Genomic DNA, 14,672 nt, shown 5'->3' on the forward strand with positions numbered 1-14,672 from the left:
TTACCTAGCATCCAATAAACAATCAGATTAGCGTTGCGAAAACAAGCGAGTCAAACGATTACCCCACACTCGCATAATCCACCAAGGACCAATAAACAGGGCACCAGTAAAGAACAAGCTTGACCATAAACGAGATGAACTGCCAATAGCTAAAACAATCAACCCACTGGCAACCACCCCTAAGAGAAGAGTAAACCAACGCGAACAACCTTGTTGTTTTTCATTAATTTTGTGCATACTTTATATATGCGTCCAATTTGCATGCCCAACTATCGAAAGGTGAAACACTATCACTTTCACGCATAGTTTCCAGCATGACAGCTATAGAAACAGCAGGCACATTTGCTAGACATCAAGGACAAGGATTCGTACGTACCATCGACGGGTCCGCATGGCTCTATTGGACACTACCTTCACAACCCAGCGTCAGAGACGCAGGATCATGGTCCGATAAACTCAAAGCTGCCCGCCCAATCCAAGTAATCCTCCCTGCACTAGCAGCATTAGCACCACGAGTTCCACTCATGGGACGTAAAGTCGCCAAAAGTTTCTACCGGCACATCCACATCCTAGCTATAGCCACACCACAACCATACAAACCCAGCGACAATCTAGACACCGAAAGCCGAATACGACTACAACGAATATACGCAAACACCCCAGAACACGACCGCTTCACACTCGTCGGCGTTCGACTAAACAGCGGCGGTGAAAAACACCAAGGATTTTGGAGCAAAGTAGCATCCTGGATCAACCAAGCCGAAACAGACGAAGACGGAACAGGCATACCAGACGAAGCCTTCAACACCGACCGAACACGTATCCAACACATATTCCAAGACGCAGGATGCAGACCACCAACTGAACACGAAATGCGCCGCGCACTAGCCTGGTGGCAAACCAACCGAATGCCAGAAACCGTACCAATCATGGTAGAACACGAACACATGCACACCTTCCCCAACATCCAATCATGCCGACTAGGAGAAGACCTAAGAAATACCCGCATCGACTGCACCACCTGGAGCAAACGAATACAAGGCTCATACCCAATGACCATCGTATCCTTAGGATCCCTACCATTCCAAGGCCAAGATGAACGCAACGAACCAGACGCAGACTGGGCAGCCACACTACTCGCAAGCGCTCGCGGTTCTGGGCAGGGTGCTTTAGCATTATCTATTAGGGGTTTAGTTGAACCCGGTGAAGCTAGTAGAGAGCAAATTGATAAAGATAAGCAGAATGTGCTTGATAAAACATTGAAGCAGCTAGAAGATAATCATAAAACTAATGTTAGTGTTGCTAATGATTTATCTGAAGTTGATGACATTTACCAAGTGAATGGTCGCCCGTGGCCAACATTGATTGATGCTCATGTGCATGTAGCTATTCCTGATGTGATAGATCAGCCTAATAAAGTCATGTATCCGGGAGAGGTTCGTTTAAATCCAGATCGGCAGGAAGCTGCGTTTCAAGATATGATGATAGGAAGTAGCATTTCATATAATCCTTCTCCTGTTTATTGGCCAACCCCGATTTTAGCGTTTGCTGGCCTGTCTGGAAGGTCTGTTGCAGGCGAGGATATGGGACGGGTGCGTAAAAAGGTTAAAGGTCGTTCGATACCTCTTCCAGGTGCTCTTCCTGGCGCTCTGCTAGGTTTTTCCGAGTCTGATCGCCTTCCTGTGTACTGTTCGCCGTTCGCATCTAGGTTTTTGCATTGTCCACCAGGGTTACTTGTGTTATCACGAACCGGTGGTGGTAAAACACGTGTTATGCTTCATTTAGCTTCTCAATGGTCACTATTACGCAATCCTGATAATCCATCACAAGGTATTCCTGGAGTGTTTTTTGATCCGAAACCGAATTCTGATGATTTTGAACCATTCGTACATAGTCAAAACGGTAATATTTACAGGCTTGACGATCCTAAATCTGAAGCGTTACTCGACCCGCTACGTTGCATGCCTGCCACCATGGGAGAAGAACGGGTACAAACAGCAGTGGAACTGTTGGGACAAATTCTAGGTGGCGAATACGGTGACAGACAGCTTGAACTCGCGTTAACCTCTATTATTGGGTATGGAATACGACATGGGGCAGACTGCACAGGTATAGCCGTACAACTAGCCTATGAAGCGTACGAAAATAAAGCGACAGATTACGAAACAATTAGTCCGAAAGTCGCTACCATTTATCCTGAGCTCAAACGTTTTGCTTTAAACCAGCCGATGTTTCGACTCATATACGGCACAAAACCCGGTGGAATGCAGTTAAGTATTTCTAATGGTTTGACACTCATTTCTGCTGGCACTATGAACATTATTGGAGAGGGAACACAATCAGTTCCAAACGCAGTACAACGATGGGTAGTGCGTATGGCAGCTTTAGGTGGTGCCGCATCCATTATCGGACGGAATGGATATATTGCCATGGATGAAGCTTGGTCACTACTCGGGGACCCGTATGGAGTTTCTGTAGCCAACCGCATGGGACGACTTGCCCGCGCTCAACATTACATGTTCATGATGGCATCCCAAAAGGTTGACGAATTCGCAGATGCAGGATTAGAAGATTTCGTCGGACGTTTCATTGTTCTCGGTATGGGGTCAAAAAATGAGTTAGCAGGGCGTAAATCTCAAGCTGAATCAGTGCTGATGCTTACCAACCAACAACATAATGATCGCATGAGAGAACGTATCACTCATGATCAAGTTACAGATACAGATTCTAATACTCCTGATTGGGATAGCTTGTTTGCCTTGTTTGACCCAGACACTGGTCAACTCTTACGAGGCTCTATCGGATACTATATAGGCGTTGACCGGTCAGCTATTCCTGTAGAAATTAACGTGTCTAACACTCTGGTATGACGCATATATAATGGTATGGCAAATATTACGACATTAACAACAGCACAAGCTGTCAGTTTAGAGCACATCATCCAAATTATGCGTTCATATGGTTTTGACCATGAAGGACAGGGAATACGTTCTTCGAACGTTCATATCGAAAATCATGAGTCATATATTGTTTTTTGGCTGGAAAGTGAACAATCAATAGCCAATGGAACATTAAATAGGAACGGCAAAGGCTTGTGGTGGCTTCGAGAAGAAGCACAACAAACTATTCACGTCCAGTAATAATATGGTACAAGCCTATAATGATACCGAGGATGTAACCAATAACATTGATTATAAAATTGAATGCCCACTTGAAAACAACCAAAAAAATCAATCCAATAATGGCACCGATAATGAACGCTATAGTGAAAACCATAATGAACACCTTCCTTTCACTATTTATTATGCGTCCGAATTTTGCATCATCCATTCATTATGCCACTGTTCAACCATTTTCGGATTCAAATGAAGGCTTTTTGCAACTTTCTTCCTATCAAGATCCTTCGCGAATACTTCATTAAACAAAGCCTGTAAATCCAGTTTTGCTTCAGCACTAGGTTCAACACCGATAGACGGTATATCCTCTTGTACCTCTACTTTTTGTTCAACACCAGCAGATAAGAGATCATTAACTCTCTCTCCACGAAGAACTTGCTGCCCCCTTTTAAACATGACTTCAAAATCTTTACGACCGTTATATACTCTTCCATCAGGAAGCCGTTTTACACTGTCAGGACGCTTTGTATGAGGATTAGCGTTACGCCCATCTGATAGTCTCATACCTCCACCAAAAGAAACTCCTCGAACAATTTTATCGTTGATAAATTCCATCATATTCTCATCCCATAGTTGATCACGTATATGCGATGGAGGCAAACCTCGTGTATGATGATCAATTTGCCATTGTTGAACACGTTGTTGGTATCGTAAACCAACTCTCATTTTATGCTCAGTCAGATTCCATGGTGGTAGTCGTAACACTCGTTGTATTTTCACTGGTGCTTTAACTGCGCTTGCAACGAGCTGAGGACTATAACAACGAGTCGGATCTATCGCTATCGCCTGACGTAACCCAGCTAATCTTTCAAATAAATATCGTTCAGCTTCGCGTTGAGCATCAGAAACATTCAGCAAAAACTTGTTTAATTCACGAACCAATGGGCCAGGTTGATCATTACTCCCTAATGCTTGTTCAACTAGCGCCATTTCTTGCTCTGGAGTACAAACCGGCTGATCGCGATAATCTGCGCTCAACCCAGGTTGAGTAGCCCGCAAATTAGATGCTAGCCACCGCCATTGTTTGTCATGACTGTCTAACTCGTTATACAAGCTGATTCTATTGCGTTTTGACTTCGGATTGTTTAAAACAGGCAAATCGCTTATATCATGCGACTTATAGTCATACTGTCCACCAGTGCCACCAGGGCTATGTTTTGGTTTTCGTGATGTGTTGCTCATGACAAGCAACTATGCGCTCATTCATCTTGAATGATGATCGCTCGTATAGTCGCTACTAGTTGATTCGCCTGATCCCGATACTTTTGATAACCTTTCGATCCTACTTGTGCTCCTCGAGGGCGAGTTTTCAGGTTCAACCGTTGGCATTCCTGATCCCAGACACTTTGCGATTCCACTCCGGGATATTGAAAAAGCTTTTGCTCGTATGCAAGTCCTGTACGAGCGTTTCTGAGAGTCATTCCTTCGCGGTTGAGAATGGCGTCAGCACGTAGATTCGGATGTTTTGCTACCAGATAGTCAGCAACCTGATGATCTAGAACTACAAGTTCTATGCTTTGTCTTAGATTTGGTTTAGGCCGTACTGATGCAAACAATGTTTTCAACTCTTGAGGATCGACCCCTGGTTGTATGATCTCTCCGTCAATTATACGTTTCAACATAGCTTGAGCTTGTTTGTATGTTACATCATGCTCATATAGCCATTGCATATTTGGTTTAAATTCTGTTAAACATGCTACTTCCGGGTTAGCGTTTTTATATGAACCTGTATATCTATCCATAATTTCTCTCTCTTTTCTATTTAAATATTTTAATGATTTACCAGAAAGCGCAGCCTTGGTTTCTTTCCACGCTTTTAGACCTCCGCAAGTACTATGTATGCCACTTTCATAGATTCCATTATGAAGGGGGAGGTATCGTGTTGTTTTTCTTTTTCCTTCTTTATAATCTATCCGTTGCTTATTATTAATTGTTTTTACTGCTTCGTCCCAAATCTCTGCTTCCGTATCATCTGTGACCACGTGTCCGAGACTTCTTATTTCAGCTTTATGCCGCTCAAAAGCATAGCCAGCACGTAAAAGGGTAATCGGCACATGGAATTCACGCTGGAAAATATGTTCCAATTTAATATTTCGAGCTATGTGAACAGTATATTTTAAAGTGAGTGTACGTTCAGGATGAAGTCTCATCACGTCGCATATTGCATTAATGATAGCTTCATGAACAAGGTCTTCACTACGAGAGGGATTACAGATAAACGTGTTGAGCTTATATGCTGCACTATACTCATAGGAAGGATCTGAGTACTTTTGTATTACTCTTTCGAATTCGGCAGAAGTAATTGTTTTCATACTTCTTATATGCGTCCAAAATCGTTAAAAGGAGGTCAAGCACCAATTGATACAACGGACGCGCTCTGTTAGCACTTGGTAAACAACAGTGGATTGTCTCTATGGCATAGGTTCAGGTATGGCACTACATGCAAATAGGAACGATCGTCGTCCATGTATTGAACTGTCCGCAACTATGGTCACACTTATGCTGGTTCTGCTAGCCATCCAGCTTGGATGGCAGTATGTTGGCACTGGCCTTGATCAGGACACTGTTTCTCAGCAGCTAGAGACGAGAAGTAAACAGCCAGTAAGTAGTCAGGTAGCAGACCGTATTGCTCCTATTCGTCATGATCCTCCGCCTTTGGAATCAGCTCCCATCCCCGGTGAGCTTTTTGCATATTTACGTATACCAGTTTTTAGCACACAGTGGAGGCTACCTGTTCAAGAGGGAGTGTCTACGCAAGTTTTAGACAACCTAGGCGCAGGACATTATACAAACACAGCATTACCTGGGCAAAAAGGAAATTCAGCTTACGCTGGTCATGCTACCGTAACTGACTTAGGTACCATCAATCGACTACCAAGTCATGCGGAAATTATCGTAGAAACTAGCACTGCCTGGTATATCTATCAAGTGGTACAAGGTCAAGTGGTCCAGGACACCAATACTAGTGTTATTTCTCCTGAAGCCATTAAAACAGAACGTGGATTAACTCTTACGACCTGCTGGCCTATGCTATCTCTCACTCCTACTCATCAACGATACGTATTACACGCAGCTTATGAAGGATGGATAGCAAAAACAGATGGTATGCCAGAAAGTTTAGCAAACACTCATCTAACATCAACCGACCAAGTTGTTCGTACCGTTCATCAAATTTCTCGACAGATACAAGTGCCGTTTACTGGCATATTAGCGATTTGTTTCTTTATTATGTGGATGATTGCAGACACTATTGCTTGGATGCTGTGGCACCACCATAAATCTTTGCCCAAACAACACTACAATTTATTCTCCTGGATATGGTGGTTGCAAGCCGGCCCTCCTGCTTGCAATGGTTGGAAACTCGTATTCAGCAGAATTATCAGAATCGGCTTGTACATACTGTTATTTACGGCAATCACATTTGCTTGTTGGCATTGGTGGTGTCCTTATGTGGCGAGCAATATAAATATGTTTTCTAGCCCTCACCCTCTCATCAAATAATTAGGCTACAAATATACGTCCCGAATATTAAAAAATCTGTAACAATCAAACATCAATCAGGTTATCTTGTTGTCCTTTACCTGTTTATCTCTAATTGTTCAACAGATATAAGCAGTCAACAGCTAAGCATGCTCTATATAAAGAGCAGTGAATTCTATAAAACAATACTAGAAAACGGTACGTATTTTAATCCGATAAGCACATTTTAGGACGCGCTCCTCAAATTGGACGCATATATATAAGTGAAGCCATTAACCAACGCTTATAGAGGAGGTCAGCATAATGGCTAGTAAAACAATGAAAGATATCAGCGATGAACTCGCTGATGGGGAAATTACCCTGTATGAGGCTGCTGAGCAGATTACCTTAGTGACGTCTATGCAAAAGCTGTTAAAACAGCGGCTTGATGCATTAAAAGAATTTGTTACGGCATCGCTCGACCCGAAAGAGCATTTGACTACACATACGGGAGTGGTCACATATAAGCGTGGTGCTGAGCCGAAATGGAGAGTGAAAGACCCGCAGGCTTTCGCCATATGGCTTGAAGAGCATGGTGAAAGTGAAAGCGTGGAGCAAGTGCTGGTACCTGCCGAGCATGTAACACAGCCAGCTGCGATCGAGCATCTTGTACATCAATATAAGGGTGAACAGCCTGACGGAGTGGAGTTCGCTGGCGGAACAAGCGACACCATAGCTATAAGCAAAGTAAAAGCTTGGTCTGACATTTTTGAGGATCAGCAAATGGTAGATGCCGCAGCACAAATGCTTGGTATTGAATCAAGTGCAGCAAACAAGGAGGAAGACGAATGGGACAAGATTTAACATCTACTACTGAATCGATTTTACATGCTCAAATGCAGTGGGCGAAGCTTGCGCAAAGCAGCAATATTATCCCGGATGCTTACAAGGGGAAACCTGACAATATCCTGGTGGCACTCGGATTCGGGCAGTCTATGGGGTTAAGTCCAGCGGAGAGCTTGTATCGGATTAATGTTATTAAAGGTAAGCCGACGATGAGTGCCGAGCTGATAGCAGCTCAAGTACGTAAAGCAGGTCATAAGCTGCGCATCACCAAAGATGAGAAGAATGTGAGTGTGACAGCAACCATCATCCGCTGTGATGACACGGACTATCCAATTAGTGTGACACGAGATAAAAACTGGGTAGCAAGTATGGGGCTGACAGACAATCTCAATTACAAGAAGCAGCCGATGACTATGCTGACATGGCGTGCAATTAGTGCTGTAGCACGGGAAGCCTGCTCTGAAGCTTTATATGGTGTGGCGTACACGCCTGATGAAATGCAAGATTTCGAATTCGATAGTGACATTGATATGAAATTGGAAACTACTAATCCTGAATCTTCCACACCTACCGCTGATGATACAGAAGCCCCTGTGTCAGCTGAAGTGATGGCTTCTAATGAGCAGAGGACTAAGGTCACGCAGCTTATGAAAGAGGGTGGTGTCACTAATGGCGAGCAAGCCCAGACTGCTTTTCAAGCGCTTACAGGTAAGCCACTAACCTCAAGTAAACAGCTAAGCGCTGAAGACGCTGAAACCTTACTAAGTGCCCCTGATCTTGTGGTGTCTCGCACCAAGGAAGCACTATGTATGAAGTTTCGCAGTTTACATAACATCGTGTCCTGATCTTGTGGTGTCTCGCACGAAGGAAGCACTAGCAAGGAAGGTGACAGTATGAGTATACAGAGTGATATCTGTCGTATTACATATGAGGAGCATACCGATTGGGCATACTGGAATGTGAAATGCGATGCGGTGGGATGCAATACAACTGTCGCAGTATCAAAGTACCCACTACCAGATAATGCGTATGACCACGACTTAATTGATGTGGATAAGGCTTGTTCTGCCGAGGAGGCTAAAGACTACGCAATCAGGGAAGCCGGTTGGCAGTTAGGGACCAGAGGCATTCAGTGGGGACACGTCTATTGTCCCAAGCACCGCAGTCCTACAGAAAATGAGTGATTATAATGATGGAATTAGGCTTTATGCAGGATTATTACACGAAATCTGACATAAGTAAAGCATATTTTTACTGCGATACATGTCATATGGTCCGGTATCGATCTGACTTGTGCAAGGATACGAGTAGACCGTGTCCCCTGTGCGAGGATACATCAAATCTGTATGAGCGGTATATGACCGCATTAGATACTGTAGATGCTCGCTGTAAGTCGCGGAACGATCATTATACGGGCGATAGCCAAGGTTTTCCCAGCCTAGGACCGATATTCGCTGGTAATCCTCTCGGAACAACCACGCACATACGTTTTTCCCTACAGGATGATCCCACTACCTATCCATTACTTGCTACTCGCAAGACAATCTCAACTATGTGGAAGGCCGACTATCAGGATTTGCTCTACTCCATACTCACAGGACAGGATTTAGCGCCGGTTCGCACTCGAGCTGAGCGGCTCGTCGATTTGGTGGTCAGAGACATGGCAAGTAGGAGCGAATCATGATCAACGGCGGTAAGCGAATGCTTGTGACAAAATCGCAGGCTCGACAGCTAGTTAAATGGGCGAAATCAGATACGAATCCTGCGCGGCAGAGAATTACCAAGTACGGAAGATACGCATACTATACCAACTCTTTTCTTGCGATCCGGTGGGATTTGGAAGATTTGAATGTGCCTGATGGGTCATGGATCGGGCTAGCGGTAAATTGCGATGTGCTCGATGATGAAAACACGAAGTTTGACTTAGACACTGATCACAATATGGCTGACTGGTGCAAATTAGCACCGCGTCGTGCTCACTGGGATTTGATGGATACAGACCGGTGGAATCAGCAGGACAGATCGAGTAGGTATGCTGCACGTTTAGAGGAGCTGTTTGTGTACCCGGATGTGACATACAAAGTCAAGTCGGTATCTTTCGACCCACAGTTTCTTACAGAATTTTTATCCTTTTTCGCAGCTTCTTCCGGTCCTCTCCCGGTAGAAATGAGGCCTTCTTCGAGCGAAAAGCCGGAGACAGAGGCTTGGATTTTCCGAGCGTCAATCGAGGACAGGGTGACAGGACTGCTCATGCCAATGAAAAAACACTATGTCGACGATATTAAAAATTAGACATATCGATAAACGGAGGACTAAATCAAATGAATCATGCTCGTATCGCGGGATGTAAATGCAAGTCGTGCACGAAGGGTGACGGCTGGTGTCCTGACTGTCGGAAAACCGCTATTTATTGTCCTAAAGCTGACAGGCATTGGATAGCATGCAATGACCCGGTTGTACGCGACCGAAAATACGCAAAACGAAGAGGTCACTGGTGGAACATTTGAACCGCCAGAAAATCAAGAGGTCAGTATGAGTCTTACGACGGACATCCCAATGTTGGCAATAAAGTATAAGACTTTTCGAAGAAAGAAATACACAATGACTAACGAAAATCTCATTAGAGAATGGTACGAAGAACTCGATATTAATGATTTTCGATATCTACATATTCGTGTAGTCATGGAAAACGGGGACATTTTTTGTAACAAATTGTCCCCAATGTCCGACGATGACTATGCTGTAGGTGTCAGCGTAGATAATGAAAAGCTCCCTCTTGAAATTCCGATTCTCATGCGATCTTGCGCTGAAAAGTTTGTACGATATTCCTTTACCGGAATCCCCAAACCTGTACAACGTTTAACTAACTGGGAGCCTTGCCTGGGTGTTCAAGAGGTATCTCTTGTCTATGATGAGCGCGAATGGACTGTAATAAACCTTGAAGATGCATGTCCAGGTGATGCGGTCGTCATCAATAACTGTCGATACAGCGTGCAAAGTGCACCAGATCAAGGTCATATAACAATACGCACATATCCTCAATGTGTGGTGGAAGTTTCGTGTGATGCTGTGACTGTTGCTTTACGACCTATATCAACACCACTAATACCAGCCAATCCTGGATTTTATATGAATAAAGACCAATCCATCTGGATGTACACACGATATCGTAAATGGTGGTGTCTTGCAGGCGAAAATGATTCGACTGAACAGGTGGCACCCGATGACATCACACCTATATGTTTTAAGCAAACAGCTACTCCACCATTTGAAACCACTGATGCAATACCAGATAGCGCACAAGTGGAATTTTATAAGTGTAAAAAAGGCAAAATTTGGATGCGCACACAATATAAAAATTGGTACGTACTCAATGCTTGGAATCGTCCTGTCAAAGTAAAGCCAGATAAGCCCACAAACTATATGCCGCTTAGGCGTGTGACTCCTGTGCAGGTCGAAAAACAGAGAGAGCAGAAAATTGGACGCATATAGATAAGTGAAGCCATCGTTTAAACCGGTGTCTTCTAAAAAGCATAGTTAATAGTTGTTTTATGCGAAAGAACAGGAAAATGATGAAATTAATTAAAAAAGTAAACTATATAGACGATAAATATTGCAGCGTATATGAGTGTGATAAATGTCATGCGTATCTCTTTGATAAGATTCTGCTTTCACGCGGTGACTTGAATGAAGAGGTATGCGAGCCAGAGTGCGCGTTTTGTAACGCTAATGCTTTGCTGTCCCAACAATATTGGATGGCTCTCTGTACGGTAGCTTGGACTTGTCAGCCGAACGAAAAATTTGTTGAAACTGCTCCAGCTTTCCCGTCTTTTGATAATGTGCTCGCCTATGACGGCAATATCGTAGGTGTATTGCTGAAATTAGACTTCCGAGGACGCACTGTCTTCGCAGAAGCATCATCAGTGCGGACTCTCACTATAAACACCACGGAATTTAAATCGATATTAGATGACAATGGCACTGATTATAATCAGCGGACTTTGGCTCAAGCGGTGGTTGACTTGTGCCGTCATGATTTACGGGAAAGAAATAATCGCAATGATGCTGAGTAAATGGATGGAATGCTTAGACGGGAAAGAAATAGAACAATGAGGCTAATTAAAAAAGTATATTATAAAGACGATGATTATTGTGGCGTATATAAGTGCGATAAATGTCATGCTTATATCTTTGATAAGATTCTGATTTCATACGATATCAATGATCCAGAGGTATGCGAGCCGAAGTGCGCATTTTGTGACCCTGACGCTTTGCTGTCGCAACAATATTGGATGGCTTTGTGCACAGTAGTTTGGACCTGTCAGCCGGACGGAGATTGCGTTGACGCTGCTCCAGCTTTCCCATCTTTTAAGTATGTAACCGCCGATCAAGGATCTGTCACAGATTCATCTCTGTGTTTTACCTTCCGAGGAATCTACATTGATGCACACGTGAATTCTGTGCGTCCTTGCACTCACAGCAAGCAGTTTAGATCGATATTAGACGACAATTGCAATGATTTTGATCCGCGCTTTTTGGCTCAGGCCGTAGTTGATTTGTGTCGTCATGATTTACGAGCCAGAAATAATCGCAAGGAGGCTGAGTAATGGCTGGAGAAACACTAATCACCATGGTGGGTAACCTCACCGCAGATCCTGAAGTACGTACCACCGGTAATGGCGGTACTGTAGCTAATTTCACGATAGCTTCCACCCCGAGACTGTTCAACCGCAATACAGGGCAGTGGGAAGACGGCGATGCTCTCTTCATACGATGCTCTGCTTGGGATTCGCAATACAATCCAACCGCATCAAACATTCAAGCCAGCTTAGCGAAAGGCATGCGAGTTATCGCTCAAGGTACGCTCTCTCAGCGCTCCTACCAAGACAAGCAGGGTGCAAAACATACGGTGATGGAAATGCATGTGCTTGAGATTGGTCCTGCTCTTACTCGCAATAACGCTCAAGTGGTACGCAACCCGTCGCAAGGACAAGGTGGCTTCCAAGGCGGACAGGCTCAGCCTCAATCTACCCAGTGGTCGCAATCTGCACCAGCTGGATCTACGCAGAATAGTGATCCGTGGGGGACACCTGACGATGGTGGGTTTGGAGGTAATAGTGATGAGCCAGCATTCTAACCCTTTCTTCGAGGCTGAGCAGCCACCAGAGTACGAGTACTGCGAGTACTGCGGTAGTCCCCTTAATGTCAGCCACCAGTGTATGAGCCACTGCCACGGATACGAGGAGAGCTTCCTATGACACGGAATCGTAAGAGCGCGAAGCAAGCTGGAGCACGCTTTGAGAAAGCCGTGGCTGACTACTTGGCATGGGCTTTAAACGACCAGCGGATCGAACGCAGACACTTATCAGGCAGCGAAGACCGGGGTGATATTACCGGTGTCATGCACGACCAGCAGCGCGTCGTCATCGAATGCAAAAACACGACCCGCATGGACGTAGCTCAACACTTAGCAGAAGCTAAGCAGGAAGCCGGGAATGACGACGCACCCTACTGGGCTTTGATACAGAAAAGGCGTGGTATCGGCATGAGCGATATAGAAAGCACCGGACAGCAGCTAGTACTCATGACCTTAGAACAATACGCGCTGCTCTTGAACCACGGACAACAACTCGGACCAGAAGCAGAACAGGAATTCAAGAGGTATTAGACATGACTCAAGAAACGATAAAAATTAAGCGATTTGCTGATAGACCTGTAATTGACTCCGGCATCAAAGAAGGCGTGGAATGGTGTATTTACGAGTCTCCACTAGGGTGGTGGACATGGTATGGATACGCGAGATTATCCGATGATCACCCATGGCGCAATCAAGATTTAGTCTCGGTCATGCCCGATGAGGATCTACCACATCCTGAAGTACATGGTGATATCAGTTACGGGCCAGATGATGAGGGATGGATCGGCTTTGACACGATACATGCAGGAGACTACATGCGATTTGATTATGGAGCCGGGGTCGAAGAGATCGAGGGACATCGCTGGACCATAGACGAAGTGAGAGAAGAAATCTTCCGCTTGATTAAGCAAATAATACAGGTTAGGGGGTGAGATGGTGACTGACTATCGGATTATTGTCACGGGCGGTAGACATAGGCATCGTAAGGAAGACGGGCGGAAACTACTAGCCGTACTTGAGACCATTAAAGCTCAAAGGTCTGATCCTTGTCGGCTGGTGATTGTGCAAGGAGGATGCCCCACTGGTGTAGATGCCATGGCTCGAAGCATTGCAAGAGAGTATAAGCTACCAGTCGAAACCTACACAGCTGACTGGGATAAGCATGGGCGTGCTGCTGGTCCTATCCGCAATCAGATAATGGCAGACGCTGGCGCTAATTTGTGTCTCGCTTTCCCGGATACAGACAAATCACCGGGCACGTGGGATATGATCCGGCGTGCTTGCGCTACAGGAATCGAAACCCGCATTTATCCAAAGGTAATGTCATGACGAGCATGTGTCCTACAGTGTTAGACCCTGCATCTGGTGGCAGGATGATGTATTTCGACAAGCACGATCCACGTGTACTCTTCGGCGATATTCGAGACGAGTCTTGGGAGCTGTGTGATGGTAGGCGCTTTGATGTGCACCCTGACCAACTTATGGATTATCGCAAATTACCGTTTAAAGATAACTCCTACCGGTTAGTTGTTTTTGACCCACCTCATCTAGAGCATGCCGGAAGTAATAGCTACATGGTGAAAAAGTATGGGAAATTACCGGCAGACTGGAAGCAAAATCTGACAGACGGTTTCACGGAATGTTTCCGAGTTTTAGCTGGGGGGGGGTACTCATTTTTAAGTGGAATGAGACTCAGATTGCTTTACGTGAAGTGCTTGCTTGCACGCCGCAGCGGCCACTTTTCGGGAATCGCCAGCCCAAGCAGACAGGCACGCATTGGATTGTATGGATCAAGGAGGCGGACTCTTGAAATCATGGCTTGACGAGTACACGCTTAGCATCGCTCGAGAGCTACGCAAACCCGCAACACGAAAACAGTACTTACAAAGGTTACGCAATCTTGACCCAGAATACAAGGAACAAAAAGATAATGCCGAAAAAACTATCACTCGCATATTTTCCTGACGCTAAAAGGAAAATTGAAGACTTACGAGGATAACAATATGGACTCCTAACCGTCATAAACTATGCCGGTATGAATAGTGGGCGTCAAC

At 44.8% G+C, this 14,672-nt stretch carries 20 protein-coding genes; 16 read left to right on the top strand and 4 right to left on the bottom strand.

Translation table 11 applies throughout. The annotated features are described in order from the left end of the window. Positions 1-27: 27 nt before the first annotated feature. The gene (locus BOCO_RS01915; RefSeq protein WP_094722429.1) at positions 28-237 is read right to left on the bottom strand and encodes a hypothetical protein; all 210 of its coding nucleotides are present in this window, start codon (positions 235-237) and stop codon (positions 28-30) included. Between the two features lie 77 nt (positions 238-314). On the opposite strand from BOCO_RS01915, the gene BOCO_RS01920 reads away from it, so the two are divergent. Both BOCO_RS01920 and BOCO_RS01925 read left to right on the top strand, forming a co-directional pair. Further along, positions 315-2,870, top strand: coding sequence for a hypothetical protein (locus BOCO_RS01920; protein WP_094722430.1), 2,556 nt, complete (start codon positions 315-317; stop codon positions 2,868-2,870). Between the two features lie 15 nt (positions 2,871-2,885). Continuing rightward, a complete protein-coding gene (locus tag BOCO_RS01925; protein WP_094722431.1) occupies positions 2,886-3,140 on the top strand; it encodes a hypothetical protein in 255 nt (84 codons plus the stop codon). On the opposite strand, the gene BOCO_RS07450 is transcribed toward BOCO_RS01925, so the two are convergent. From BOCO_RS07450 to BOCO_RS01935, 3 genes are read right to left on the bottom strand one after another with little or no spacing between them, the layout of a single operon-like run. After that, entirely contained in the window at positions 3,124-3,276 is a 153-nt protein-coding gene (locus tag BOCO_RS07450; protein WP_158520389.1) for a hypothetical protein, read from the bottom strand. The two genes, BOCO_RS01925 and BOCO_RS07450, sit on opposite strands and share 17 nt — an antisense overlap. A gap of 26 nt (positions 3,277-3,302) precedes the next feature. Continuing rightward, entirely contained in the window at positions 3,303-4,358 is a 1,056-nt protein-coding gene (locus BOCO_RS01930) for a hypothetical protein (RefSeq protein WP_094722432.1), read from the bottom strand. Positions 4,359-4,375: 17 nt separating this feature from the next. Further along, the gene (locus BOCO_RS01935) at positions 4,376-5,488 is read right to left on the bottom strand and encodes a hypothetical protein (protein ID WP_094722433.1); all 1,113 of its coding nucleotides are present in this window, start codon (positions 5,486-5,488) and stop codon (positions 4,376-4,378) included. A 118-nt stretch (positions 5,489-5,606) separates the two neighbouring features. Between BOCO_RS01935 and BOCO_RS01940 the strand changes: the two genes are divergently transcribed. The 14 genes from BOCO_RS01940 to BOCO_RS02005 all read left to right on the top strand — a co-directional run bounded on the left by BOCO_RS01940 (position 5,607) and on the right by BOCO_RS02005 (position 14,441). After that, entirely contained in the window at positions 5,607-6,677 is a 1,071-nt protein-coding gene (locus BOCO_RS01940) for a sortase domain-containing protein (RefSeq protein ID WP_094722434.1), read from the top strand. 282 nt (positions 6,678-6,959) lie between these two features. Next, a complete protein-coding gene (locus tag BOCO_RS01945) occupies positions 6,960-7,499 on the top strand; it encodes a hypothetical protein (RefSeq protein ID WP_094722435.1) in 540 nt (179 codons plus the stop codon). Further along, positions 7,484-8,326 carry a hypothetical protein gene (locus tag BOCO_RS01950; protein ID WP_094722436.1) on the top strand — a complete coding sequence of 281 codons (843 nt, stop codon included), beginning with the start codon at positions 7,484-7,486 and terminating at the stop codon, positions 8,324-8,326. The genes BOCO_RS01945 and BOCO_RS01950 overlap by 16 nt, the downstream gene beginning before the upstream one ends. A gap of 48 nt (positions 8,327-8,374) precedes the next feature. Further along, positions 8,375-8,665, top strand: a complete 291-nt coding sequence (locus BOCO_RS01955; RefSeq protein WP_094722437.1) for a hypothetical protein — start codon at positions 8,375-8,377, stop codon at positions 8,663-8,665. 173 nt (positions 8,666-8,838) lie between these two features. Continuing rightward, positions 8,839-9,165, top strand: coding sequence for a hypothetical protein (locus tag BOCO_RS01960; RefSeq protein ID WP_094722438.1), 327 nt, complete (start codon positions 8,839-8,841; stop codon positions 9,163-9,165). Further along, the gene (locus BOCO_RS01965) at positions 9,162-9,773 is read left to right on the top strand and encodes a hypothetical protein (RefSeq protein WP_094722439.1); all 612 of its coding nucleotides are present in this window, start codon (positions 9,162-9,164) and stop codon (positions 9,771-9,773) included. Before BOCO_RS01960 ends, BOCO_RS01965 begins: the two co-directional genes overlap by 4 nt. Positions 9,774-10,082: 309 nt before the next feature. Further along, the gene (locus tag BOCO_RS01970) at positions 10,083-10,973 is read left to right on the top strand and encodes a hypothetical protein (RefSeq protein WP_094722440.1); all 891 of its coding nucleotides are present in this window, start codon (positions 10,083-10,085) and stop codon (positions 10,971-10,973) included. A gap of 77 nt (positions 10,974-11,050) precedes the next feature. Further along, a complete protein-coding gene (locus BOCO_RS07455; protein WP_158520390.1) occupies positions 11,051-11,554 on the top strand; it encodes a hypothetical protein in 504 nt (167 codons plus the stop codon). Between the two features lie 36 nt (positions 11,555-11,590). Continuing rightward, positions 11,591-12,088, top strand: coding sequence for a hypothetical protein (locus BOCO_RS01980; RefSeq protein ID WP_094722442.1), 498 nt, complete (start codon positions 11,591-11,593; stop codon positions 12,086-12,088). Next, positions 12,088-12,618, top strand: coding sequence for a single-stranded DNA-binding protein (locus tag BOCO_RS01985; protein WP_094722443.1), 531 nt, complete (start codon positions 12,088-12,090; stop codon positions 12,616-12,618). Before BOCO_RS01980 ends, BOCO_RS01985 begins: the two co-directional genes overlap by 1 nt. 117 nt (positions 12,619-12,735) lie before the next feature. Continuing rightward, positions 12,736-13,149, top strand: coding sequence for a hypothetical protein (locus BOCO_RS01990; protein WP_094722444.1), 414 nt, complete (start codon positions 12,736-12,738; stop codon positions 13,147-13,149). A gap of 2 nt (positions 13,150-13,151) precedes the next feature. Further along, complete coding sequence (locus BOCO_RS01995; protein WP_094722445.1) at positions 13,152-13,550, top strand: hypothetical protein; 399 nt, start codon at positions 13,152-13,154, stop codon at positions 13,548-13,550. Between the two features lies 1 nt (position 13,551). Then, positions 13,552-13,947: an SLOG family protein gene (locus BOCO_RS02000; RefSeq protein WP_094722446.1), complete on the top strand. Its 396-nt coding sequence runs from the start codon at positions 13,552-13,554 to the stop codon at positions 13,945-13,947. Then, entirely contained in the window at positions 13,944-14,441 is a 498-nt protein-coding gene (locus BOCO_RS02005) for a hypothetical protein (protein ID WP_244568711.1), read from the top strand. The genes BOCO_RS02000 and BOCO_RS02005 overlap by 4 nt, the downstream gene beginning before the upstream one ends. Positions 14,442-14,672: the final 231 nt, after the last annotated feature.

The sequence above is a fragment of the Bombiscardovia coagulans genome (assembly GCF_002259585.1).
Taxonomy (GTDB): Bacteria; Actinomycetota; Actinomycetes; order Actinomycetales; family Bifidobacteriaceae; genus Bombiscardovia; species Bombiscardovia coagulans.